Source organism: Bacteroidota bacterium, assembly GCA_016714535.1.
In the GTDB taxonomy this organism is placed as follows: domain Bacteria; phylum Bacteroidota; class Bacteroidia; order AKYH767-A; family OLB10; genus JADKFV01.
The window spans coordinates 39,640-64,621 of record JADKDR010000018.1; the positions used below are offsets into that span (position 1 = coordinate 39,640).

General features: G+C 37.2%; 17 protein-coding genes. 3 read left to right on the plus strand and 14 right to left on the minus strand.

Annotated features, from left to right (window positions below):
- Window positions 1–11 precede the first annotated feature (11 nt).
- Both nuoF and IPO27_18455 read right to left on the minus strand, forming a co-directional pair.
- Window positions 12–1,349, minus strand: coding sequence for an NADH-quinone oxidoreductase subunit NuoF (nuoF, locus tag IPO27_18450; protein MBK8848408.1), 1,338 nt, complete (start codon window positions 1,347–1,349; stop codon window positions 12–14).
- A 266-nt stretch (window positions 1,350–1,615) separates the two neighbouring features.
- Complete coding sequence (locus tag IPO27_18455; GenBank protein MBK8848409.1) at window positions 1,616–2,212, minus strand: DNA alkylation repair protein; 597 nt, start codon at window positions 2,210–2,212, stop codon at window positions 1,616–1,618.
- A 68-nt stretch (window positions 2,213–2,280) separates the two neighbouring features.
- Here IPO27_18455 and IPO27_18460 point away from each other — a divergent pair, with 68 nt between their 5' ends.
- Window positions 2,281–2,895, plus strand: coding sequence for a YdeI/OmpD-associated family protein (locus IPO27_18460; GenBank protein ID MBK8848410.1), 615 nt, complete (start codon window positions 2,281–2,283; stop codon window positions 2,893–2,895).
- A gap of 1 nt (window position 2,896) precedes the next feature.
- Here IPO27_18460 and IPO27_18465 read toward each other — a convergent pair whose 3' ends face one another.
- Window positions 2,897–5,584 (minus strand): hypothetical protein, encoded by a 2,688-nt coding sequence (locus IPO27_18465; protein ID MBK8848411.1) that lies wholly within the window; start codon window positions 5,582–5,584, stop codon window positions 2,897–2,899.
- A gap of 108 nt (window positions 5,585–5,692) precedes the next feature.
- On the minus strand, window positions 5,693–6,289 hold the full coding sequence (locus IPO27_18470; GenBank protein ID MBK8848412.1) for a ribonuclease HII: 597 nt from the start codon (window positions 6,287–6,289) through the stop codon (window positions 5,693–5,695).
- Window positions 6,290–6,386: 97 nt separating this feature from the next.
- Between IPO27_18470 and IPO27_18475 the strand changes: the two genes are divergently transcribed.
- Together IPO27_18475 and IPO27_18480 are read left to right on the plus strand one after the other, a co-directional pair.
- Window positions 6,387–7,823: an oligosaccharide flippase family protein gene (locus tag IPO27_18475; protein ID MBK8848413.1), complete on the plus strand. Its 1,437-nt coding sequence runs from the start codon at window positions 6,387–6,389 to the stop codon at window positions 7,821–7,823.
- A gap of 10 nt (window positions 7,824–7,833) precedes the next feature.
- Window positions 7,834–8,556 carry a copper homeostasis protein CutC gene (locus tag IPO27_18480; GenBank protein ID MBK8848414.1) on the plus strand — a complete coding sequence of 241 codons (723 nt, stop codon included), beginning with the start codon at window positions 7,834–7,836 and terminating at the stop codon, window positions 8,554–8,556.
- A 186-nt stretch (window positions 8,557–8,742) separates the two neighbouring features.
- On the opposite strand, the gene IPO27_18485 is transcribed toward IPO27_18480, so the two are convergent.
- The 10 genes from IPO27_18485 to IPO27_18530 all read right to left on the minus strand — a co-directional run.
- The gene (locus IPO27_18485; GenBank protein ID MBK8848415.1) at window positions 8,743–11,517 is read right to left on the minus strand and encodes a TonB-dependent receptor; all 2,775 of its coding nucleotides are present in this window, start codon (window positions 11,515–11,517) and stop codon (window positions 8,743–8,745) included.
- A 376-nt stretch (window positions 11,518–11,893) separates the two neighbouring features.
- Complete coding sequence (locus tag IPO27_18490; GenBank protein MBK8848416.1) at window positions 11,894–12,127, minus strand: T9SS type A sorting domain-containing protein; 234 nt, start codon at window positions 12,125–12,127, stop codon at window positions 11,894–11,896.
- 95 nt (window positions 12,128–12,222) lie between these two features.
- Window positions 12,223–12,630 (minus strand): DUF11 domain-containing protein, encoded by a 408-nt coding sequence (locus IPO27_18495; GenBank protein MBK8848417.1) that lies wholly within the window; start codon window positions 12,628–12,630, stop codon window positions 12,223–12,225.
- Window positions 12,631–12,735: 105 nt separating this feature from the next.
- Window positions 12,736–14,112, minus strand: a complete 1,377-nt coding sequence (locus IPO27_18500) for a T9SS type A sorting domain-containing protein (protein MBK8848418.1) — start codon at window positions 14,110–14,112, stop codon at window positions 12,736–12,738.
- Window positions 14,109–15,608, minus strand: coding sequence for a T9SS type A sorting domain-containing protein (locus IPO27_18505; GenBank protein MBK8848419.1), 1,500 nt, complete (start codon window positions 15,606–15,608; stop codon window positions 14,109–14,111). The genes IPO27_18500 and IPO27_18505 overlap by 4 nt, the downstream gene beginning before the upstream one ends.
- A complete protein-coding gene (locus IPO27_18510) occupies window positions 15,565–17,325 on the minus strand; it encodes a hypothetical protein (GenBank protein MBK8848420.1) in 1,761 nt (586 codons plus the stop codon). The genes IPO27_18505 and IPO27_18510 overlap by 44 nt, the downstream gene beginning before the upstream one ends.
- A gap of 4 nt (window positions 17,326–17,329) precedes the next feature.
- Window positions 17,330–18,589, minus strand: coding sequence for a T9SS type A sorting domain-containing protein (locus IPO27_18515; protein ID MBK8848421.1), 1,260 nt, complete (start codon window positions 18,587–18,589; stop codon window positions 17,330–17,332).
- Between the two features lie 793 nt (window positions 18,590–19,382).
- A complete protein-coding gene (locus IPO27_18520) occupies window positions 19,383–20,495 on the minus strand; it encodes a hypothetical protein (GenBank protein MBK8848422.1) in 1,113 nt (370 codons plus the stop codon).
- Window positions 20,492–21,964, minus strand: a complete 1,473-nt coding sequence (locus tag IPO27_18525) for a T9SS type A sorting domain-containing protein (GenBank protein MBK8848423.1) — start codon at window positions 21,962–21,964, stop codon at window positions 20,492–20,494. The genes IPO27_18520 and IPO27_18525 overlap by 4 nt, the downstream gene beginning before the upstream one ends.
- The coding region (locus IPO27_18530; protein MBK8848424.1) for a DUF11 domain-containing protein at window positions 21,961–24,982 on the minus strand (3,022 nt) is incomplete at its 5' end. The genes IPO27_18530 and IPO27_18525, both read right to left, overlap by 4 nt.

Consider the following 24,982-nt stretch of genomic DNA (forward strand, 5'->3'; position numbering starts at 1 on the left):
CTTTAGGCGGCTTATGCTTCTACTAAATTATTCAAACGATAATAGTGTTTTACATCTGCCTTGCCATGATTGCGCACATACTCTTCAAACTCAGGGCGGAAATGCCTGATAGCTGCTGCTACGGGCCATGCTGCGGCTTCGCCAAGTGGACAAATAGTTTTTCCTTCTATTTTGCTTTGTATATCCCATAGCAAATCGATATCACTAATAGTTGCATGACCATGAATAAATTTGTGCAGCACTTTTTCCATCCATCCTGTGCCTTCGCGGCAAGGGCTACATTGCCCGCAACTTTCGTGGTGATAGAAGCGTGTGAAGTTCCAGAGATTTTTTACAATACTTGTGTCTTCATCCATAACGATAAATCCTCCCGAGCCAAGCATGGTGCCTGTTGCAAAACCTCCATCAGCAAGACTTTCGTAGGACATAAGTCGTGGATCTCCATTTGCTGTATTTAAAATTAAATTTTTTGGCAGCACGGGCACGCTTGAACCTCCGGCAACAACTGCTTTCAATTCTTTTCCATTGCGAATGCCACCACAATACTCGTCACTATAAATAAATTCTTCTACAGGCAAGCCTAACTCAATTTCGTAAACTCCCGGTTTGTTTATATGCCCCGATGCCGAAATCAATTTTGTACCTGTTGATTTGCCAATACCGATTTTTGCATACTCATCGCCTCCCATTTCTATTATAGGTACAACCGCTGCAATGGTTTCTACATTATTTACTACGGTGGGGCAGTCCCATAATCCTTTTACCGCAGGAAAAGGAGGTTTAATACGGGGATTGCCACGCTTTCCTTCGAGCGATTCTATCAGTGCAGTTTCTTCTCCGCATATATAAGCCCCTCCACCGCAATGTACATGCAAATCGTGGTCGAATCCGCTTCCCAAAATATTTTTTCCCAGGTAACCTTCTGTATATGCTTCATCAATGGCCTTTTGTAAAATATGAAACTGATGCATCATTTCGCCCCGGATATAAATGTACGAAGTGTTGGCGCCCAGAGCAAAACTCGAAATAATCATACCCTCAATAAGGATATGTGGCTTACGCTGCATAAGATAGCGATCTTTAAAAGTTCCGGGTTCACTTTCGTCAGCATTACAAACAAGATAACGTGGCACTCCCGGAGGCTTTGCTATAAAGCTCCATTTCATTCCGGTAGGAAAACCTGCACCACCACGGCCGCGCAATCCTGACTTTTGAACCTCGGTAACTATTTCTTCCGGTTTCATATTGAAAGCCTTGCGCAGGTTGGTGTAGCCACCAAATTGTGTGTATCCTTCAATGCCGGTAATGGCAGGATTATGTATGTTATTAAGCAATATCTGACGACCCATAACTATTCTATGAATTTCTTTTTAACTACGGCAAAGGTAATTTTTTTAAAGTTTGAAAGTAAAATTTTGTTTCAGATTTAATGCCTCCATTTGACTATTATTAATAGAATGCTTCTTCCTAAATAAACTTCATTTATGCACGTAAGCAACCTTAATTAAACAAGCTGTTGAGGCGCGGTATGCATCATCGAAAAGGTCAAATTATATCGTGCTCTAATTTGCAAAGTGCTGCAATAAAAATTCTTTATGCAATGCGCGGCTATTTTTTATTTCCCTTTTTCGAAGTTGCGTTCAATCCATACCACTGCTTTTTTTACATAGTACTCCTTATCACCTTTTACTTTAAGCAATAGTTCTTTTATGGCAGGATGCTTTTCTTTTTCTCTGGTATAGTATTCCATCAAAACAATGGCAAGCCTGCGTTGCCATAAATTTTCTGAAACAATTAATCTTCCTGACAATTTTGTTATTTCATCAAAATGTGTTTTTACAATTCCCTTGCAAGCCTGCATGCCAAAGGCATCGCACACCGCCCAATTATTTATACTACCCGAAAATTGTTCAACTATTTTTAAAGTAAGTGCAGGATTTTTTTTTCCGGCTTTTTCAAGAATCTTGGCCGCAAGTATTTGTGTTTCGGGATAAGTAGTAAGACATAATTGCTCAGCCAAAGCAAGGGCATCTTCCTTGTCTGATTTTAATTGTGTATTTAACTCCTTGGCTAGTTGATTTATTACAGGCATGCGCACACCTATTGGTGTTACTTCGCCAGGAATAAATTTTTTAAACGCTGCAATCCCTTCCGGTGTGCTTGCTTTCTGTAAGCGGATAATGATATCGTCAATTTGTTTTTTCGTATTCATTTGAAAAAAATGTGTGAAGATTAACTAAGTAGTTTATTAATTTGGGCTCGTAAATAAACACTATTCGTATGGGAAAAAGAACTGTAACTTTTGATAATTATATAAGTAAGTCAGAGGTATTTGCCCGCCCAATACTTACTTACCTGCGCGATGTAATGCATGATAGCTGCCCTGAAATTGAAGAAAAGTCGAAGTGGGGTATGCCATTTTTTGTTTATAAGAATGACAACCTTTGTCACATGGCATCGTTTAAAAAGCACTGTGCCTTGGGATTTTGGAAAGCACCCCTGTTTAGTAAAAATAAGTTGCCTCAAGTAGATGACAACGACAAAGCCATGGGACAGTTCGGAAAAATTAGCAGCATCAATGAGTTGCCATCTAAAAAGGTACTACAAGCATTTATTAAAGAATCTATTGAGATTATTGATAAGGGAATAAAGCCACCACCCAAACCTAAAGTTACAAAGGCAGAACTGCCTTTGCATCTTGATTTTTTGAAAGCACTATCAAAAACAAAAAAAGCATTGCAAGTGTTTCATGATTTCAGCCTCTCGCATCGCAATGAATATGCCGGTTGGATAAACGAAGCTAAGACCGAAGCCACTCGCAACAAGCGAATTGAACAAGCCATAGAATGGCTTAACGAAGGGAAAGGAAAAAACTGGAAATATGAGCGTAAATAATTTATTTTAATGAAATTACTTTCAACGTAGTGCCCGATAAAATCAAAATATCGGTATTGCCATCATTATTCAGTTCGCATAGTATAGGGATACCGTTACAATCCATGTTGCTGCCTTTAATTTCTTTTCCGCTTGCATCAGCCATAAACAATTTATTCTTTTCATTATTTAGCCATACTACATAGCGGTTATTGTTTTCGCTTTGTGCAACGCCAAGCCACATGGCATATATGTTAGCCGATTTGGTATGAAATAGCTCATCGTTAGCAAGGGTATAAGCACTTATACTCTGATCATCAATAGTCACATAGCACGTATTGCCTTCAGCCTCAAGCTCGGCAGTAATAACATACGTATAAGGCATTCCAATTAATGGTACTTCGGCAGTAATTCCTTCTTTATTTATTCGCATCAGGATACCCGTGGTATCCAAATATTCGATGGCGCAATTTTTTGCATCTATCAATATCTGAGAATTGTTCTTTACCATTGCTCCTGATGGCATTCCATCAAGCAGGGCACCGGTAAGTTTATCTATTTGTACAATTCTGTTTTGTACATCAACCGATTTAAGCCAAATTCCATTATTACATACTACTTCGGTTAGGGGCTCCGTTAATTGGGTTGAGGCTTGGTAGTTCCATTCCTGAATAGGTATTCCCGATGAGGTGTAGCAATAGACATTGGCATTTTCGCAAGGCATGTAGATGCGATATTGTTTCGATTCAGAAAAGTCGAATACACTTAACGAAGCAGAAGCACGAGCTGGTAATCGTTTTGGAAAACCTTCCATGGTCATACCACTCAAATTGATAACATACAGTAACGTATCGGTATTAAATAAAAGATGATAATTTCCGGTTTGATTTAAATCGAGGCAATATATATCGCCTTTTATTTTATCATTAAAGTGAATTCGATGTTCAATTGCGCCTTTATTATTCACTAGTAAAATATTGTCCAAAGTGTCTTGCAGTGCTATTAAATGAATAGAATCGTTGTCGGTTTTCACATAGCTGATATAGGACGAATTAACCTCAGGCATATCAGAAGTGAAGCGTGTGTATAGAATATCTTTAATGGCACGCGAGCTAATCACAGTTGCTTCCGATGCGCAGTATGTTTCCTTAGCTTGTGCAGTATAAAAGAACATGCCGCTTGTTTCTAATTGCATTTGATATGCCTGGTAATTAGATTTCCAGGTTTCGTTTAGCGTAGGCTCCAGGTTGTTCAATGCCATATCTGTGTTTACATAAATAAGGTAGTTGCAATTGGCATTCACTTTAGAACTGATAAGTTCAAATTCGTTTTCCTGTTTTATTAAACGATTGGCTTTTACGGTTTCTATATACGTTTTGAGGTCAGAAAGTTGATTGGCAACAACCAGAAATTCGCCTACGTTAGCCACATAGTTTTGTGTGATGCCAGCAAAATCATTTCCAAATAGCACCTGCAATGCATTGCACTCAGGTAATTTTACGAGATTACTTTCTTTATATTTTTCCGATTCAAGTTGCACCGGTGCATTCTTCTTGGCATATTGAATAAGCCTGAAAATGCGCGAACGCGCATTTTCGTTTGCAATAACAGCAACAAGTCCATTGCCGTTTCCGTTGTGTTGTGCTTCAAGGGCAATCAGGCTGATTTCGTTGTCAATCATTTCATTGAGCAATGCATCAATGCTTTGGGCACCTTTGGGTGTGGCAGCCGTTACCGTTTGTAACGCTTTCTGATAAGCACCGTTTTGCCTATACACATTACTTACAGCGGTTTGCAACAAATTTTTATCGGTAAAAGCATAGCTTTTACACCAGGCGGCATTTGCAGGCAGCGCATTAAAGGCGCCATTGTTTGTTTCTTTTTGCCCCTGGAATATTGAAAGAAAGGAGGATGCATCATAAGCTGTATTTCCGGCAAGTGTAAGATGATATTCGTCTACCTCTGCCATATAGGAGGCAAAGTTGCCAAAGGAAACATCAGGAATGGCGTTTTTAAATAGTTGCTGCCAAATGATATGGCAGTTGGCATGTTGCACATACACTTGAATGTCACCGTTAGTATATATGTTTTTGTCGTTATAATAAGTTCGCCAGGTGTTATCATCTTTGTTGCTGCCATTATTCGATTGTCTGATGGCATCTTCTATAAGCAAAGGATTAAAACTTACAGCCATCACATTATTGAAAGAAGCAAAATTCAAAATGCTTTTTCCAATATAAAGTTGCAAAACATCGGTACCATTAAAATTTCTTTTTTCTACTTTATCAACTTTGCCCCATATGGCCTCGGTTGTATTACGCACCTGATCTTCGGTTATATCAAGTTGTGGCAGGTAATACATAAAGTCCAACTTTCCCTGCACTTGTTGATGTATAGAGATGTACAGGTCATTGCGTGTAATAATGCCGATGGAGGAGGAAGAGGATTCGCCATTCGCAATTTTTTGCAGCAAGGCATTCACTTCCGTCATGCCCGGAACATTTTTAAATTTTGTAAAAAGAAAATTTTTAAGAATGCGGTTGGCATTGGCTTCGTTTGGCTTAAGTTGTATTACGCATAGTGCATCGCCAGGTACCGACCTGAAAACTGCTTCGGTTCCCGCCCCACGGTTAATGAGGTAGTATAAACCAAACGCTACCCCGGCAAGAATAACTACGGCAATAAGTGACGATCGTATAAGCCTGGTCATGTTACTGTAATGTTGTTTCCATAATCTTTCAAAAGTACGTAAGCCTGTCAAGTGACTTACTTATAGCAGCCTGCAATTATCTACACAAAGATGTTAATAAGGAAAGGCTTAAAATAAGCTCAGTTGTTTGCTCTTAAGATGAAATGATTTGCGGTGATGCTCGCAATAGCCATGCTGCCTGATGGCTGCAATATGCTGGGCTGTAGCGTAAGTTTTATTTTTTATCCATTGATAATGCGGAAATTGATTGTGTAGTTTTTCTACATGTTCATCGCGATACGTTTTTGCAAGTATGCTGGCTGCGGCAATGCTGGTATAAATGTTATCCCCTTTAATCACACACTCATGAGTCATTTTCTTGTAAGATTTAAACCGATTACCATCTACAATGATGTGATTAAATTTAACACTAAGTTGATCTAATGCCCGATGCATGGCAAGTATCGATGCATTGAGGATATTTATTTTGTCTATTTCATTAATGTCAGCCATACCTACGGCATAGGCTAGGGCGTGGTCTTCTATATAACTTCGCAGTGCATTGCGGTTGGCTTTATTCACCTGCTTACTATCGTTAAGCATTGGGTGATAAAAGTCTTGTGGCAATATGACAGCGGCAGCAACTACCGGTCCGGCAAGGCATCCACGTCCTGCTTCATCGCATCCTGCTATTACTCCTTTTGCTTTGGTATATGTTAACAACATCGTGTATAGAACTAACTACGGCCTTTAGTGCAAACATTCAAAAAATATTACGTTTGTGCAACCTCACCACACAATGGCCCTCGACTTATAAAGTAATATGCAGGCAAAGTTTATAAAGAATATTTTTCTGTTGGTCATAATCAATTTATTGGTAAAGCCATTTGGAATTCTTGTAATTGAGCCTGGCGTGCAAAATACCGTGGGGGCTACAGCTTATGGTTTGTACAATGCACTTTTCAGTTTTACTCTTGTATTTAATATTCTGCTCGATGTGGGTATTAATAATTTTAATAACCGCACCATTGCACAACAAAGTAATTTACTTGGTGCACATTTTCCGGGTATTGTAGCATTGCGTTTAGTTCTTGCTATTGTTTATGTACTAGTGCTGGTAGCAGCTGCTTTGGTCATTGGCTACTTGCCCGCTTATTGGATGTTGCTTATGGTTCTTGCTTTCAATCAGGTGCTAGCGGCATTTTTATTATTTATCCGTTCCAATATATCGGCCTTGCAGTTTTATAAAACCGATTCATTTTTTTCTATATTCGATCGGGTAATTCTTATTGCTATAACCGGATGGATGCTGTTGTATCGCAAACCGGAATTTAAAATTGAATGGTATGTGCTGGCGCAAACAGTAGCATACAGTATATCCCTTATTACTGCATTCATAATTTTAGCGCAGCATACCAAATCTATATTTCCAAAATGGGAGGGACAATTTAGTGCAAGCATATTGCGTCAGAGTTTTCCATACGCATTCCTCATTTTACTAATGATATTGTACAGCCGTGTAGATGTAATTATGCTTGAGCGCATGTTGCCCGATGGAGCTTTACAAAGCGGCATCTATGCGCAAGCGTTTCGCTTGCTCGATGCCTGCAATATGATTGGCTACCTCTTTGCCGGATTATTGCTGCCTATGTTCGCACGTATGATCCAACTCAATGAACCGGTTGAGCAATTGGCGCGACTCTCGTTCAACCTCATTATGGTGCCTGCACTTACTATTATTGTAATAAGTTTTTTCTTTTCGAAAGAAATAATGGATACCCTATACATTGCGCATACAGATGAGTCGAGCGCCATACTTGGGTTGGTAATGATAGGCTTTGGTTGCTTTGCTTCCAATTATATTTTTGGAACATTGCTTACTGCCAAGGGTGACCTAAGCCTGCTTAACAAAACCGCCATAAGCGGAGTTTGTATAAACATTGCGCTCAACATCGTATTAATTCCAAGCTACAAAGTAAATGGTGCTGCTATTGCTTCTGCTATTACACAGGTGGTGATGAGCGTGCTTCAGTTACTTATAGCTCACCGCCAATTTAAGTTTAATTATAACTGGAATCAGTTTGCCCGAATTTTAGCTTTTGTAATTTGCCTGATAGCAGCCACATGGCTATTTACTCAAGTGAGCACCGGGTGGATTATTAAAGTAACGGGTACCGTATGCGTTTCTCTTTTATTAGCAATGATGTTGCAGTTGATTAATTTAACTGCTCTCAAAAATCTATTATTATCTAAAGAATAATCTACTGTATATGCATTTGGAAATTTGTTGTTACAATTTTGTATCGGTTCGTATTGCCCATCAGCAGGCAGTAGATGCTATTGAACTTTGCAGCAATCCTGCCGAAGGCGGATGCACGCCATCACTTGCATTGATTGAGAAGACGGTAGAGCATACCAAAATACCGTTAGGAGTGATGGTAAGACCACGAGGTGGTAATTTTGTTTACGATGCCAACGATAAAGTGATAATGCTGCGCGATATTGAACACATAAAAAAAACAGGAGCCCGATTTATTGTAGCAGGTGCTTTAACGCACGAAAATGAAATTGACATTGAATTTACCAAACGCCTTGTTGAAACCAGTTACCCATTGATGTTTCGGTTTCATCGTGCCATTGATGTTGTTCCAAATTACTTGCGAAGCATGAGTATGTTGATAGAAAGTGGAGTGACCAGCGTGCTTACAAGTGGAGGCGAACAAAATGCAATACTTGGTTTAACAAATTTGAAAGAGGCCAAGCACTACTTTGGCCATAGCATGCAACTGGTAGTGGCAGGAGGTGTACGCAGCAACAATGCCTTAACCTTTTTACAAGCAGGTATGCATTACCTGCATAGTGGCGCAGGTACAGTAAGCCTAAGTGATTCAAGTAAGTTGAGGTTTAACTCCATGGTGAGTGAGAATAGCAATCAATACACGCTATGTGATGGAGAAGAGATAAGGGCAATAAAAGATTTGCTTATTCAATAATTGTTCGGATAAAGCTTTGCATGTATTTTCGTAACCCTGATGATGTGGATATTGTAAGTCAATATAATAATTAGAAATTTTGAATTTGTGGAAGCTAAGAGCGTAATTTTTTGGCTCCACATAATAGGAATAAAAAAATCCCAACCGCTTATAACGATTGGGATTTAGTATCAAAGAAACTATCATTTAAAAATTAAAACCAAGACGTGCATATATTCTGCGGCCGTTCATTCCCATTTGTACTGCATCAAAAGGACCTGCCGATTCATTGTTGAAAGCCCACCAACGCGCTGCACTTACTGCGCCAAGATCAGGATGTACATTCATGAAATTGTCAACTCCTAAAATCAGGTTGGCACCTTTAATAAATTTATACGAAAGAAATAAATCGGGTACCAATTTGGCACCGTATACATATTTGTCGTCAACATATACTGTTTCATCAGCATCTGTAGGAACTTGTGGGTTAATACCAAGGCCATCTTCACCGTAACCAAGTGTGGTAATTTCACCAAAATAATTTAGGCGGATACCGGCACTCACTTTTTTATATCCATACTCAAGCGAAAAATTAAATTTAACAGGAGGAGCAGAAGCAAGTATAAAAGATTGCTCGCGCTCGCTTAAGAATGTTGAGCGATGTTCTTTCGTATCATTCAACCGTTCGGGTACATTAATCTGATCGATGGTCATTTTTTGAACATTACCTGCAAACGTAGTGCGCAGGGTATGAATATCGGTAACCCACTTATAGTCGATAATAAAATCGAGTCCGGTGTTTGTTGTATTTACAGCGTTGGCAAAAAATTGTGCAAGACTAACTTTAGCATCATTCATAATAGAGGTAAGTTCAGGGTTAAGTGTTGTATCCGAAGCATCAAATTGTCCTGATAATACAACACGGTCTTTTATTTTTACCATATATCCATCAACAGTAATATTCAGATTTTTAATAGGACTAAAGGTAAACCCACCACTCACGTTGGTACTTAGCTCCTGCGTTAGTTCTGGTATACCTGCAGCTTTTGCAATTTTGCTATAGTTGGGTGCAATTTTTACTTCGGCTATCTGACCACCCTGCACGGTAGTAAAGGTAGAGCTGAAATTAATTTGCTGTAAGGATGGTGCGCGGAAACCATTGCTTGCTGACGCACGCAACGTGAAGTTGTCTGTAAACTTATAGCGGGTACTAAGTTTTCCGCCAAGTGCTAGACCAAAGTCGCTATAGTTTTCTAATCGAATGGCACCAGTTACAAGAAATTTTTTGGTGATGTCTAATTCTGCATCTACGTAAGCACCAATAGTGCTGCGGCTTGCATTTACTTCATCCGAAGGCTGATAGCCCGGAAAGCCTTGTGCACCTGTCGCTTTGTCGGGATTATAGTTTTTGTATGAGGCTTCTTCGCCAGCATACAGATTGTATTGCTCTAACCTGAACTCGGCACCTGCTGCAAGACCAAAACCTTGTAACACGCCTGCTATCTCTTTATTAAAATTCAGATTGGTAGTATTTTGCAGGAAGTTAAATCCACCATCATCAAAACTTGTTTGAGCAGCGCCCAGCGATGCATTAAAAGTCTTTTCACCATAGAAATGGAAATCGTTACGGCCTGTGTTATTGCTGATATCCCAATTCCACCCTTTACCAACTATACCGCGCGCTCCAGCTGCAAATGACAGATCAGTTATTTTACTTTGAATAAGCGGGTTAAAATAAATTTCGCTATCACCTGCTATTTGCATAATTTCTTCTACAAAAATCAAGTTACCATTAGCATCAGTAGGGAATCGTTCGGGGCGCGCACTCCAGTTACGAGTAAAGGCGTAGGCCTCCGAATTTTTTGCATTATAACCACCAAATAAATAAACGGTTGTTTTGGTATTCTTTATTGGAAGTTCGCTGTTTATCATTGCACCAATGGCATTGAGCGACCCTTCGCCATTTGCTCTGCGATAAATGTTTAAGGGTAATACATCTTTATCGGTTTCAAATTTGGCGGTATCGCCCAGGTTTTGACGATATGTTTTTTTGCTATTGATGTAACTTAAAGAAAAATTGACAAGGCCTCCGCTTTTTCCAACAGGCACCCCATAATTTCCATTAAATGAAACCGCATTTCCATCGGCCTTATTTTCGTACACATATTCTTTGTACTCTGGTTTAAAGGCCGGATTAAATTTATCATCGTAATAAAAACCATAACCTACATCGCCACTAAATTCTTTTACGTTCTTTTTCAAAATAATATTAATTACTCCTGCTATGGCATCCGACCCATATTGTGCGGCCGCACCATCACGTAATATTTCTACACGGTCAATGCTGCTAATTGGAATGGCATTCATATCTGTACCTGAGTTTCCTCTGCCACGTGTACCAAACACACTTACAAAAGCAGTTTGGTGTCTGCGTTTACCATTTATTAAAACAAGCGTTTGGTCGGGGCCTAAGCCACGAAGGGTTGCAAGGTCAATATGATCGGCACCATCCGAACCACTTTGTTTATTATAGTTGAGCGATGGGGCAGCATTGTTCAGAAGCGAGGTAAGATCCATACGGCCTGTTGGTAAACTAACAGCACTAACATTTATTATATCTACCGGTACCGGAGTTTCGGTCTTAATACGACCGGGCCTGCGGCTACCAACTATAACTACATCGCCAATTAGTTTGCTTTCGGTTGCTAGTGCTACAAGTATGGTACTGCGGTTATTTACCGGTATGGTTTGCGTTTGATAGCCCAGAAAACGCACTTCCAGCAAGTCGGTACCATTACAAGTTACTTTTGCCGTGCCGCTTACATCTGTTGCCGCACCATTGGTAGTGCCTTTTACCATGACCGTTACTCCCGGCATAGGTTGCCGGTTTGTAGCATCATTAACTACTACTGTTACAACCGATTGTGCATACAATACAATAGATGTAATGCATGCGAATAGCATTAGGATAATTTTCTTCATAATTTATTTTTTTAGTGTAGATAGGGCAACAAACTTATTAATATAATAAGAATGCACAACTCCATTGGGCAATTAGTTTAAACAAAACGTGGTTGATAATTTTAAGCTGGTTAATTCTGATGGGCAATGATTTGTGATAATGGGGTAAGTAGTCTTGCTTTTAGAATTTAAATAATGTTATAAAAAGAAATGGTGGCAGGTAGAATTGTATAGATTGATAATAAAATTATTAATCGTGAAATAGCAAGGCTTGCTCATTAGCGACTAGGTTGAATTAGCTTCCGATATAGGTGCAATATTTTTTTATGTAATTGTTTTTGGCAACAGGGTAAGATCTGCTGCTTTAATGCCATTATTGAGAAGTTGAATAGTTTTCTTAATTATCCATCACTACAAATTTTCTGCTCACGGTTTTGCCATTGTTTTCAATTCTAAGTAAATAAATACCCTTTGCAATGTTCCTCAAACTTATACTTTGCTCATTACTCCAAGACGGTAAATTTTGCTGATGCACAACTTTTCCATTTACATCAATTACTTTGAGCAAATAAGAAGTTGCAATTGCTTTATAACCAATATTAAAACTTCCATAGTTAGGATTTGGATAAATTTAAAACTTGTCATCATCTAGAGAATATTGATTATAACTAGTGGCGCAACCACAGCCTAATGTGGTATCGCAGCCTAAATAATAATTGGGGTGGTTTACGTTACCTCGATACGACCAACATGGCAATTGCCTGTTTGTGCAAAATATCCTTGCACAGTGTATGTTACACTATCCTGCGCTGCCATAATCAAGGTATCAGGCAAGGGGTTTGGTAGCCAGACTGTAAAATTGGGAGGCAAGGAGTCGCTGACAACCACCAACTGCGTACTACCATTATTGGATGTAACAGTAATGGTATATGTTATAGTATCATACGCATTAATACTTGTTACATCAGCCGTTTTAGTAATAGTAAAGCAATCGGTGCAATTATTAGTACCGTTATAAAAAAAGTAGCCACCTCCACTTTCTTCAAAAACGTAGTCGCCACAGGGCGTATGGGCATGTATGGCTACATGTATAATAATTTTTAAAAGCAATAATATTAAAATGCACTTGCTCATTTATTTTAATAATCCATTACAATCATTTTCCTACTCACATACTCGCTTCCGTTTTCTATCCTAACAACATATACACCCTTAGTTAACAAGCACTTTATAGATTGCTCATTGCTCCAAGGCGGCAAAGTTTGTGTGTAAAATGGTTTTACCATTTACATCTATTACACTTAGCTTGCTTGTTGTGGCAATTGCTTTGTAGCCAATATTAAAATTACCATTATTTGGATTGGGGTAAATATTAAATTTACTTTCATCCATTGTATATTGATTGTAGGCTGTGGCGCAGCCACAGCCTAAGGTAGTGTCGCACCCCAAATAATAATTGGGGTGGTTGGGCACAGCGCGGAGGTGCAAATAATTTATTAAATCAATGGAGTGTTGCTGTACATCGCAAGCAAGGCCTGCACTATCTGGATTATTAATAACATGTAAATGTTGAGTACTGCTACCGGTAGTAATATATATTTTGCCGTTAGCAGCAAGATACATATTCCAAAATGTTGTGGCACAACACCAAGGATGCGGAGAGTAAAACCCATCGTAGGTTGCTACTGTATCTATTATTAATGTTTGAGTATCAATTTGGAAAACATTCACCGCATCTGTTGTATAAATAAAATTCGCTGTAGATGAAAAGCAATGTCCAAAAAGATAAGCCCCCGCAGTTACTGGAATTTCAATTGTATTGCTAAATAATCCTGTACATCTATTAAAGTCACAAATAATAATGGAACTGTTCTTAGTTACAATGTCGTCATATGTAGCTGTAACAAATTTTTTTCCATCCTTGGAAAAGGCAGCCTGCGTAACATTACCATTTGGCCATGAACTAAAATTTAATTTCTGAGCGAAAATTGTATCAACTCCTTGAGGTGTATGTAATAATGTAAAAGCAATATCACTACTATCCTTCATTATTATTACCCACCAATCGCGGCCATTTGAATGTTTACATGCTGCAATACCCCAACTTAAAGTATCTTGCAGTATTGTATCATTTTTGATAATTACTTTACCTAAACCATTGTTAAAAGTTAAATCAATTATACTCTGATAAAGTACGTTTGAGGGAAAGTCAGGATCATTTTCCGTTTGGTGGTAAAGTATGTATTTTTGAGCATTGTCTGGAAAAGGCAGTAGAATGTTACCATAACTTATTACTAATCCATCCGGCCAGCTATTTACAAAATACCCCGGATTCAAACCGCTTCCATTATCCATTGTATCATTATTTGCATTAGCTATCCAAACACCGTTACTACTCATTAGCATGTTTCCGGCACTGTCGCTTATTGTGGCTTGTGTGCCTTGAAATTTCATTTTCCTAAATTCATCAATTATTGAAAAATTATTAGTATCAATTAAGGCCCTACCGTTTAAAAAATTTGGAAATGGATTGTAACCCAATAACCAATTTCGATTTAAGCCTTGTGCTAAATTTATATTTGGAATTAGTATTAATAAAACAATTAAATTTCTCATCGAATCAAAATTATTTTACCATTATACAGCATACCATTTTTTAATCCTATATTAATAAAAAACGTTCCTTGGTTAATATGCTCCAAAGAAATTTTTGCCTCACCATTATTTAGTTTACAATTTGTTATCAATACCAATTTCCCTATCACATCCTTAATTTCAAGGCTTATAGCTTCATCAGTTTTTAAATTGGTATGTATGGTTATTTGATCCTTAGCAGGATTTGGTAAAATGTGAATTCCACAGTTCTCAAATGATGTGCTTTTTATTTTATATATGCCATTTGCTGCGCATATTGTAGCATCATCATATAATAATGAGTCTCCATTAAGCGATAAATAGGAACGTGCTTGATAAACAGCTTCGCCTCCAATATATGGACACATGCTTGCAATTTCTTGCAAACTGCCTTGCCAATTTTGTAAAACATCTATTCCATTTTGTTTTAAATCAATTTGTATTTCATTCAGTATTTTTTGATTTTGAATTGGGATTTCTATTGATATAACTGATGCAGTATTAGTAATAGCACCGTTGTAATCTGTTTGAACCTTTTGCTTTTGAGTTTCAATTAAATTATTTTTTAAAGCATAAAGCAAGTTGATTTCGTTTATGTAGTAAAGCCTATTTGACAAAAGATTTTGATATGAATTTATTGAATAATTGTTTTCAAGAAAATGAATACTATCACAAAACAATTCAATTAAACTATCGGCATTAGCGTAAGCAATTTTATCAGTTTCTGTAAATTCCTCTCCAGCAGCAAATGCTACCTTGCTATTATAAATTTTGCCGATTGCCTCTGTGGTATTTTCGGCCATAAATTCTTCATAAGATGAGTTTGAATTGGATGCTATACTATCCTTTGAAAGTTCTCCAAACAAATTCTGTTTGGCAATTACTTTGGATGGCTCAATAAAATCTACAGTTAATGCACTATCATTTATTATAGCTAAACGCAATTCATCTGAAGTAGGAATATCCTCATCGATTTCATTGCATACAGTAGAACTTGCACAACCATATTCAGAACCTGTCAATACTAATTTAAACCATCCCACATTATTCGGATTAACAATAGGAGTTTGAGGTAAATATATTCCAGGCGAATTTTGATTGACTGTAAATAATGACAGCGCCAAATCAGTAAATGAATTGGCATTATAATTCACCGCATCCCAATTACCATTCACTACTAAGTTTTTTGCATTCCATGTATTACCTGCATGTGCTTGTGTATCTATTACAGCTACACTATTTAATCGCAGTGCATTAAAGTGATGCCACATTGCATTGCCTTTAAATTTGGCACCCAGACAAATGCCACCAAAGAAAAAACCAAAGCCCGTACTATCCACATTGTTGCAATACACATTTGTATTGTAGCTAATGCTTGTGCCTATGCCGGTAATTAATGTATCGGTTACGGTATGGCTGCTAACATGGTTGCAGCTAACATTGGCACTGCGGCTGGCGGTATTCATTATGCCATACATGGTTGCGTTGCTTTGTGTTTTTCAACCTAACGGTATTGCCTGTTATGTTGGCTGCTTGTGTGTAGTTGCAATATATGCCGTACAGCCCATTAGTTATGGTAATAGTATTTTCTATAATTTGGTGATTGCTTGTTACTTGTATAAAATCTTCTAACGCAATACCGGCACTATTAGCGGCATTGGCGTTAATGGTAATACGGTTATTGTTTGCTTTTACTAATGAGGCACCGCTGTTAGCAATAAAATTAATGGCACGGTAGGTAGCATTAATTTCACAATCTGTAATGTGGCAATGCTTTAGTTTGTCGCATTGCAATATATATGCCCCGGTGATTACACTATCTATTCGCAAGCTGGTAATTGTGCTATTAGCCAAGCGGGTATAAATACCTCGTTTGCAATTAGTAATGGTAAAGCCTCCATTGTTTATTGGTTGGGCATTGAGGCTGGCAGTTACTTTGTAATTGCCCAATACTACCATGGCACTACCATCGTAATTGTTAGCATAAAATGCATCTGGTTTAATTTTAGTAAAAGTACTATTCTTGCATACAAGGTCACTTCTGTAAGCTGCAATACCTATGTTCATATTAAAAAAACTATTGTGTGCATAGTTATTGTCGCCTATAGTGCTTACCATGTCTTGTATATCTATACCTGCAAGTGGTACAGCACCATGTAATGGTTGGCCTATGTAGTCCGGTTTAAATGAAGGGCTAACCATCCCAAACTTACAACCTATCACACGTAGGTAATTATTATGTTTGGCAATACTGTCAAAAGAAGCAGGTACATATATGCTTCTCACATTATCATAAAAGAAAGTATTCTCACATTGCACCATGCAAAATTCAGACATAACGATGGCACCATTAGCATCGCGCATCACAGTGCCGTTTTCTGTAGTTATGCTGGTATTGTCTAATAAGTAAATCCCAGACCACATACTGTCGCAAGCTTGTATAGTAGTGTTGGATATATTCAAGCTATTGCCCACATCAATTATTATTTGTCCACCGGCACTCACATAAATGTTGCAGTTATCAAAGGTAGCGCTGTTGTCTATTATTAAAGTACCATTAATATAAAGAGATGAATTAATAAAGTAATTTGACGGGAGGCTGCTGCTAACGCTTTGATTTTCGATAGTAAATGTGGTGTCAGTCATACATGTGGGATTAACTTCAACACATACACTATCATTTAGGATTACATAACCATTAGTAATACTTGCTAAATTATATGTATTGGGGCAATTGCCTGTTTGTGCAAAATATCCTTGCACAGTGTATGTTACACTATCCTGCGCTGCCATAATCAAGGTATCAGGCAAGGGGTTTGGTAGCCAGACTGTAAAATTGGGAGGCAAGGAGTCGCTAACAACCACCAACTGCGTACTACCATTATTGGATGTGACGGTAATAGTATATGTTATAGTATCATACGCATTTATACTTGTTGCATCAGCCGTTTTAGTAATAGTAAAGCAATCGGTGCAGTTATTAGTACCGTTATAAAAAAAATAGCCACCTCCGCTTTCTTCAAAAACGTAGTCGCCACAGGGCGTATGTGTATGTAAAGTAACGCGTATGCGGTTGTTGGTGGGTGCTGTTGGGCTTGTGACTGTTTTTTTTGACATTGATTTATGAAACTGCATATCGGCCGCATCTAAACAATAGATATTAAAAAGTAAAATTATTAGAATATGCCATTTCATAGTCTCAATTATCTATTACCAACATTTTCCTACTCACATACTCGCTTCCGTTTTCTATCCTAACAACATATACACCCTTAGTTAACAAGCACTTTATAGATTGCTCATTGCTCCATGGGGGTAATGTTTGTGTGTAAATGGTTTTACCATTTACATCTATTACACTTAGCTTGCTTGTTGTGGCAATTGCTTTATAACCAATACTAAAAACTCCATTATTTGGGTTGGGGTAAATATTAAATTTACTATCATCCATTGCATATTGATTGTAACTGGTAGCGCAGCCACAGCCGAGTGTTGTATCGCACCCCAAATAATAATTGGGATGATTTGGTACAGCGCGGAAATTCCAAATATTTAAGAATATAGAATGTTGTTGCACATCGCACCCAAGCCCTGCACTATCTGGGTAATTCATCTCATGCAAGTGCTGCACACCATTGCCACTTGTTATATATATTTTGCCGTTGGCTGCGAGGTACATGTTAAAAAAAGTGGTGGCAGCACTTTGCAATGGAAAAGAAAAACCATCGTACCAAGCAACAGTATCAACTTGTAATGTTGTAGTGCTAACTTGAAATATATTTTGCGAACTGCAAGCATAAGCATAATTACCACTTGCCGAAAATGCTAAACCCCATAAATACAAATTTTTGGACAGGAGAACAACTTGTGTATTTGAAAACATACCTGTACAGCGATTGAAATTACTTATTACCAAAGAACATTTTTTTGAAATTGGATTGTCATAAGTTGACAGCATAATTTGTTTGCCATCCCTACTAAAAGTAAGCTGGTTTATATTTTCCAAATGATACGGTGAGTAATTTAAAGATTGATAACTAATATTGGAAATGCCAGAATCTGTAAAAAGAACCGTAATAATTTTATCATCATTATCCTTTTTGGCTACAATCCACCAATCACGCCCATTTGCATGCCTACAAGCTGCAATGCCCCAACTTAATGTGTCTTGAAATGCGATTTGATTTTTTTTTATTACACCACCCAATCCATTTGCCAAAGTCATGTCAATTAAAGAATAAAATAATTCTCTTGTCATGTATGTGTTGCCACTAACAGTATCTGTATGATGAAACAAAATATATTTATTTGTATCATTTGGATAAGGAAGAAAAATATTTGCGTAAGTATTTAACAATCCATTAGGCCATGAATTTACATTACTACCCGGATTCAACCCAGCCCCATTCAACATGGTATCGTTATTTGCATTGGCTATCCACACACCGTTGCTGCTCATAAGAAAATTTCCTTGGTCATCACTTATGGTGGCTTGGGTGCCGGCAAAGTCATCATTTGCGAAATTCCAAATTATAGTTGAATAAGTATTTGATCAATTAGCATTCGCGCTTTATGCGCAATTGTACGGCCATGAATCCTAACAACCACGTATGATTATAACCCTGCGCAAAATAACATGCTGCATGTGTGCAGCATGGTTAAAAACAAAATATTTTATAAACTTTTTCATTGTCTTATAGATAGTTTAACTGCTATTTAATTTTACTTCGTTTATATGCACCGTTACAAAATAAATACCCTGTTCAAATTGACTGAAATACTAATTTTGGTTTGGACTTCATTGCAATCGAATTGACTTAAATAAATTATTTTACTTAATGCGTCTTTTATTTCAATTTTGCAAATGCCTATTTGTTTTGAATTCAATTGCACAGTTACAAAAATCATTTGCAGGATTTGGTAATATTTCAATATCTGCATTTGTTATTTCAATTACTTATGATGTTGGTTTCTATAAATCCCTTGCTGCAAGCAAGTATTAGCATCATCATAAACAATATTATTATCAAATAGTGCAACATAAATTCTTCGCTATGTAAACCGCTCTCCCCCTTTGTATGGACATTGCTGTGCAATATTCAAAATATGTCATTATACAAATGTAGAATTGCTTCAAGCCATCATCTTTATAAAGTATAGTAACTTCATTTAAGTTGTTCATTCTCATCGGGGTCAAGTATTGGTACAACTTGATTGTTTTTAGCTTTGGCTACATCAAGCAAATTTGCACATCATAATTCTCTTGCATCAAATATAATTTCGTTTTGCCTCTGTATTTTTTTATCAATAGAATCAAGCAAATTTTGATATTCAATTATTGAATCCTTGTTTAGCAGAAATTGCTGATTCAGTATTTCAATATTTTGACCATACCATTTATACATGCTGTCAATATTCGCAATCGTTTGTTTGTCAGCTTCCTCAATTTCATCAACATTTTCAAGTTTGGTCTTCACATCATTTAACAACCCAAGTGAATTAAATTCATTAGCTTGAACGAAATTTTGTAAAGCAGTGTCATTTGCATAACTCAAAGTATCCTGCGAAATAGCTTCCAGTAAACTCTGCTTGGCAATCATTTTCGATTCAGGTATATAATCGCTTGTCAAGGTGCTGTCATATACAATAGCTTGCCGCAATTCTAAAGAACCCTCATTGGTATCTGTTAATTGTGCGACACAGCCTTGTTGTGGTTCACATGTAAATGTTGCTCCAGTATCATTATAAAACCACCCTTGGTCATTAACAAACGGCCACGTTGCTTGGTTTACAGGGTATGTGGGGTTGTAAGCTAAGCCGCTGGCGGGGTTGGTGATGAAGAGGGATTGGGTTAAAGCAAGTGCATTCGCATCATTCCTATTCACTGCATTAAACGGATTGGTTAAATCATTCCATCTATTACCTGCATGTTGTTGTGTGTCTATTACTGCTACTTTATTTAGGTATAAACTGTGCAAGTGTTTGTACATATCGTTACCTCTAAATGTGGTGCCGAGGCAACTGCTACCAAAGTAAAAACCATAAGCGGTGCTGTCAACTGTATTGCATAGTATGGTGCTAAAATCACTTTGTGAGGTTGCAATGCCCACTTGTGTGGCAAGGCCAATAGCATTGGTATCAGTCGGATTGCTGCCTTTTATGTAATTACAATTTACGTTTGTTTGCTTGCTTCCGTTTAAGCTAATGCCATTTGTTACGGTGTCTATATTACTTGTAAGCCTCACAACATTACTAGCAATTAATGTTTTGTACGTATTGTTTACTTCTATTGCGCTTCGTGCATTGGTCATAGTTACATGGTTGGCAAGTATAGTGTAGTTAGTTGTTTGTAAATTCAAAATCATTCCTCAATGATTATTTTCCTAACAACAAACAAATCACCGCTTGAAATTTTTAAAAGATACATACCGCTCGGTACATTTTTTAAATAAATATTTTGCATGGTACTCCACTGTGGCAAATTTTGCGAATAAATTTTGCTGCCCAATAAATCAAATAGTTCTAACGTGCCACTTTTATTTTGTGGCAGTAAATACGAAATTTTAAATTGACCATTGCTTGGATTAGGAAAAACAGATGCTTTAAAATCATGCTTTGCATAATTTTCTGCCAAACCCAAGGTATCGCAAGTGCTGCCAGCCAATGCACCAAGATAATAATTAGGATGATTAGGCACTGTGCGAAAATTAAGAAATGGCAATGCAATATCATGTTGATGCACATCACATGCTTTGCCTTGGCTATCGGGTAAATTGATGAAATGAAGTGCTTGTACACTATTGCCGCTTGTCAAATAAATCTTGCCATCGGCTGCCAAATATTCTAACAAAAAATCAGTTTGAAAAGGAGGGAAAGGAGAATAGAAGGTGTCATTTACTGCAACTGTATCAAATGATAGTGTATTATAGTCAACTTGGTAAATCAGCCGATTGCCATTTGCAAAAACATAATCCCCACTTGGTGAAAAACTATTACCATAAATATGTAAACTGTCAAGTTGAATTTGCTTTTCATTGCTAAATATCCCTGTGCATCTATCAAAATCTGATAAAACCAAAGTTCCTTTAACAATAAGAGAATCATAAGTTGCAGTGCAAAACCTGTCTCCATTTTGGGAGAATGAAAGATGCATAAGATTATACCAAGAATATGGAAAATTTAATACTTGACTTGAAATACTTTGCACTCCTTTATTCGTAAAAAGAATTTTGTAATATTCCGAAGAATTATGCTTGCTCAATACTATCCACCAATCTCTACCATTGCCATGTTTGCACAATCCAATTCCTCCATTTAAATTGTCGGCCAAAATTAAGGAGTCCTTTAAAATTACTTCGCCCCTACCACTATCCAAAGTGATATCTAATACATTAAAATAAATTGCATTACCAACATATGAAACACCATTCCATATAACTGTTTGATGAAACAAAACATATTTATTACTATCGTCTGGATATGGAATTATGGCATCAGCAAAAGGAACAAAATAAGTATTATTAAAAGTAATACCTGCAAAATTCAAAAGCTTACCACCTCCTTTAAGTGTGTCGCCTGTACTATTTGCAATCCACACTCCATTACTACTTATTAATAAATTACCAGCGCTATCGCTTATGTTAGCTTGACATGCATTGAACTGAACATTTCTCTTTTCAATTAATAGATTGGCACTATTACTTGTGAATTGCAATCTACCCATATCATCGTTTGGGTTATACCAATAACCCAATAACCAATTATGATTTAGGCCCTGTCCATTGACAAAGTTGCAAAGTAACAATATCAACAAAGTGAATTTTAAATTTTTCATTTGAGTATTATTAATTTTTCAAAATAGTCATGACCATCAGTTGATTTGTAATTTACTTTGTAGTATCCATTGCTGAGTTGACTTACGTTTAAACTATATATTGCCAGTGCTTTTACTTCTTGTCTTATACTTAATCTATTTTGATTATCATAAATAAGGATACTTCCATTCAAATTTTTACTATCATCAAAATAAATTGCAACATAGTTTTTGGTTGGATTAGGTGTAATTTTAAGGTTGCCTCTAATAATAATGGTGTCAACTTTTCCTTTTCTGAAATAACCCTCCACGCCACAAACAAATCTATCGTCATATATATTTGTATCTAACTCTGCATCTAACAAGGCTCGCGCAAAATATACAGCAACACCACCTGAATGTGGGCATTGATTGGCAACATATTGTTGTTCCGTTTCTGTTTGACTGAGCTCGTATTCATTATTTAATAGCCAATTTAAAATTATTGGGTTAATGTTTTGCCTGTTATTATCAGGCATTCCTCGTTCATTAATGGCATCATTAATTGAAATAGCATCGTATAATAATTGTTCTCTACTGGCAAACCATGAATTAAATATTTGTTCACGGAGTGTCATTTGAGAATTCAAATTGTCAATATTAGTTTGTCTATTTATTAAATTCAACATACTATCTTCAATAGAAATAATATTTACAATTGAATCTATACTATTTTCATTTGCATCTAACTCAAGCAAGGTGTTTTCATTTATTTTATAATACAGTGCAATTAAATCCTCAATTTCTGAAATAATTCCAATGGCTTCATTCCTATTGCCTTCAACAAATTGAGAACGTTCCGAATCATTGATGTATCGCAAACTATCCGTTATCAAATTTCTAAATGCCTGTTCATCGGCTGTTTGTTGCGTTTCTTCCTCAAATTCATTGCTAACAACACTGTCCTGTATGAGCCTTTCCATTACTATGTCTGAAAATTCTTCATCGCCTCTTACGATTGTACATGTTTGAGTTTGATTACAGAACAGCGTATTGCCACCTTGAAGTATAAACCAACCTGAATTAAAAGAAGGAGTAAGAGGTGACAGAAATGAGCCATCAGCTGAGTCAACAACAAAAAGAGAGGCCTGCATGTTGAAGATATTTTGCCAGTTCATATTCACCGCGCCAAATCCACTGCCAAATGGCCCAACAAAATTGTTGCCCCGGTGTGCTTGTGTATCAATAATGGCTGTACTACTTAATCGTATTCCTTCATAGGCTTTGTATAATTCATTTCCCTGCATGTAAGTGCCACCACATGTCCCTTCAAAAAATAAGCACCATCCAACAGAATCAACTGTGTTGCATATATATGTATTGCTTGTACTCCATGAAGTACTAAGCCCCACTTGCAAAGTATCGCTTGCATTGGTGCCATTAATATTATTGCAACTTATTGTTGTGCTGTTACTATTGCTTGCACTTATACCGCGAGATAAAATTCCGTTGTTGCCATTTACTCTTACATTATTATAGCGTACAATTGCTTTGTAGGCATTATTCAAAAATATAGCATCGCTTGCATTGTTAATAGTTACTTTATTGGCTGTTACAGTATAATTTGCATTTACGTTTGCCACCACTTCGTTTATGTTAATGCCTTTTCCATTTATGCTACCAATAATATTTATCACATTATTTTCCACATTCACACCACTACCACCTGCATGACTATTACAACTCACCCCCCGCGAACCTGCACTGATAATATTGCCAAACACAGTTGCCTTTTGCAACTTGTTATTATTATTTATACTTACTCCAATTGCTACATTATTAATAATGTTGCCAATTACTGCAAGGTTAGATGCACTGCTATACACCCCGCGCCAGCTATCATGTGCAGTGGCTGTGAGTGTATTTGTAAGTGGCAGCACGGTCATGTTACTTACAGCTGCACCTGTATCACTAATAGCACCGTAAGCTGCGCTGCGCTTGTTACCGTTCATCGAGAGAGGTCGTATATAATATGCCTCCGTGTTTCTTATTCTTGTAATTGCATTGTGCGCTATTACTCCGTTGGCTGCATGGTGTAGTTCGTTTGGCAGATGCATTAAATCTCCAATATCATATTTTACATTTTGCAAATAGATACATGCATACATAACAGTGTCTATAAACGATTGTCCCGCAAATGAAGGTTTTAGTTTGTTTATTTGGGCAATCTCCGTACCAACAATAAAACCATAACAATTATTATAATTTAATTTGTTTACCATATTAGGTTCTTGCATGCGTACACCTGTAATGCAGTTAAAAATTACGCTGCTCTCAATAAATACTCCGTTGCTTTTCCGTGCCCATACGCCATTTTCTGCATCATATAGCCGGCTGTTGTGCATATTAATGATAGCATTTTCTTCTAAATAAATCCCCGCCCACATCGTATCGCAACCTTCGATAGTTGTATTGATTAAGTTGAGTCTTGCATTATTGTGCATAACAATGTTACCGCCTGGTTGCACAATGACAAAACAGTTAATAAAAGTTAGGGTGTCGTAGGCATTTACCACGCCCATAATCATAATGGTATCATTGATATAGGTAATTGGCAGGTTGGTTTGTGTGCCATCGGCTATTTCTATGATGTTGGGTTGCCAGCATGCATACATTACTTCCACACAAGCCGAATCATACAATAATTGCATGTTTCCGTATTGCATTGAGGCTACATTGGTGGTTGCTTCGCAATCACCCACCGCAGTAAAATATCCTTGTATTATTATAATTTGTGTGTCTTGTGCAGCCAGATAAATGTTGTTAGTGACATTGCCACTGGTGATTACAAAGTTAGGTGGTATTGAGTCAATTATTATTACCGACTGGCCGCTACCATTGTTTGATGTAACGGTGATGGTATATGTTATCGTGTCTCCAACTGCTATTAATGTGTTGTCAACTGTTTTTGTAATAGTAAAGCAATCGGTGCAATTATTAGTACCGTTATAAAAAAAATAGCCACCTCCGCTTTCTTCAAAAACATAGTCGCCACAGGGC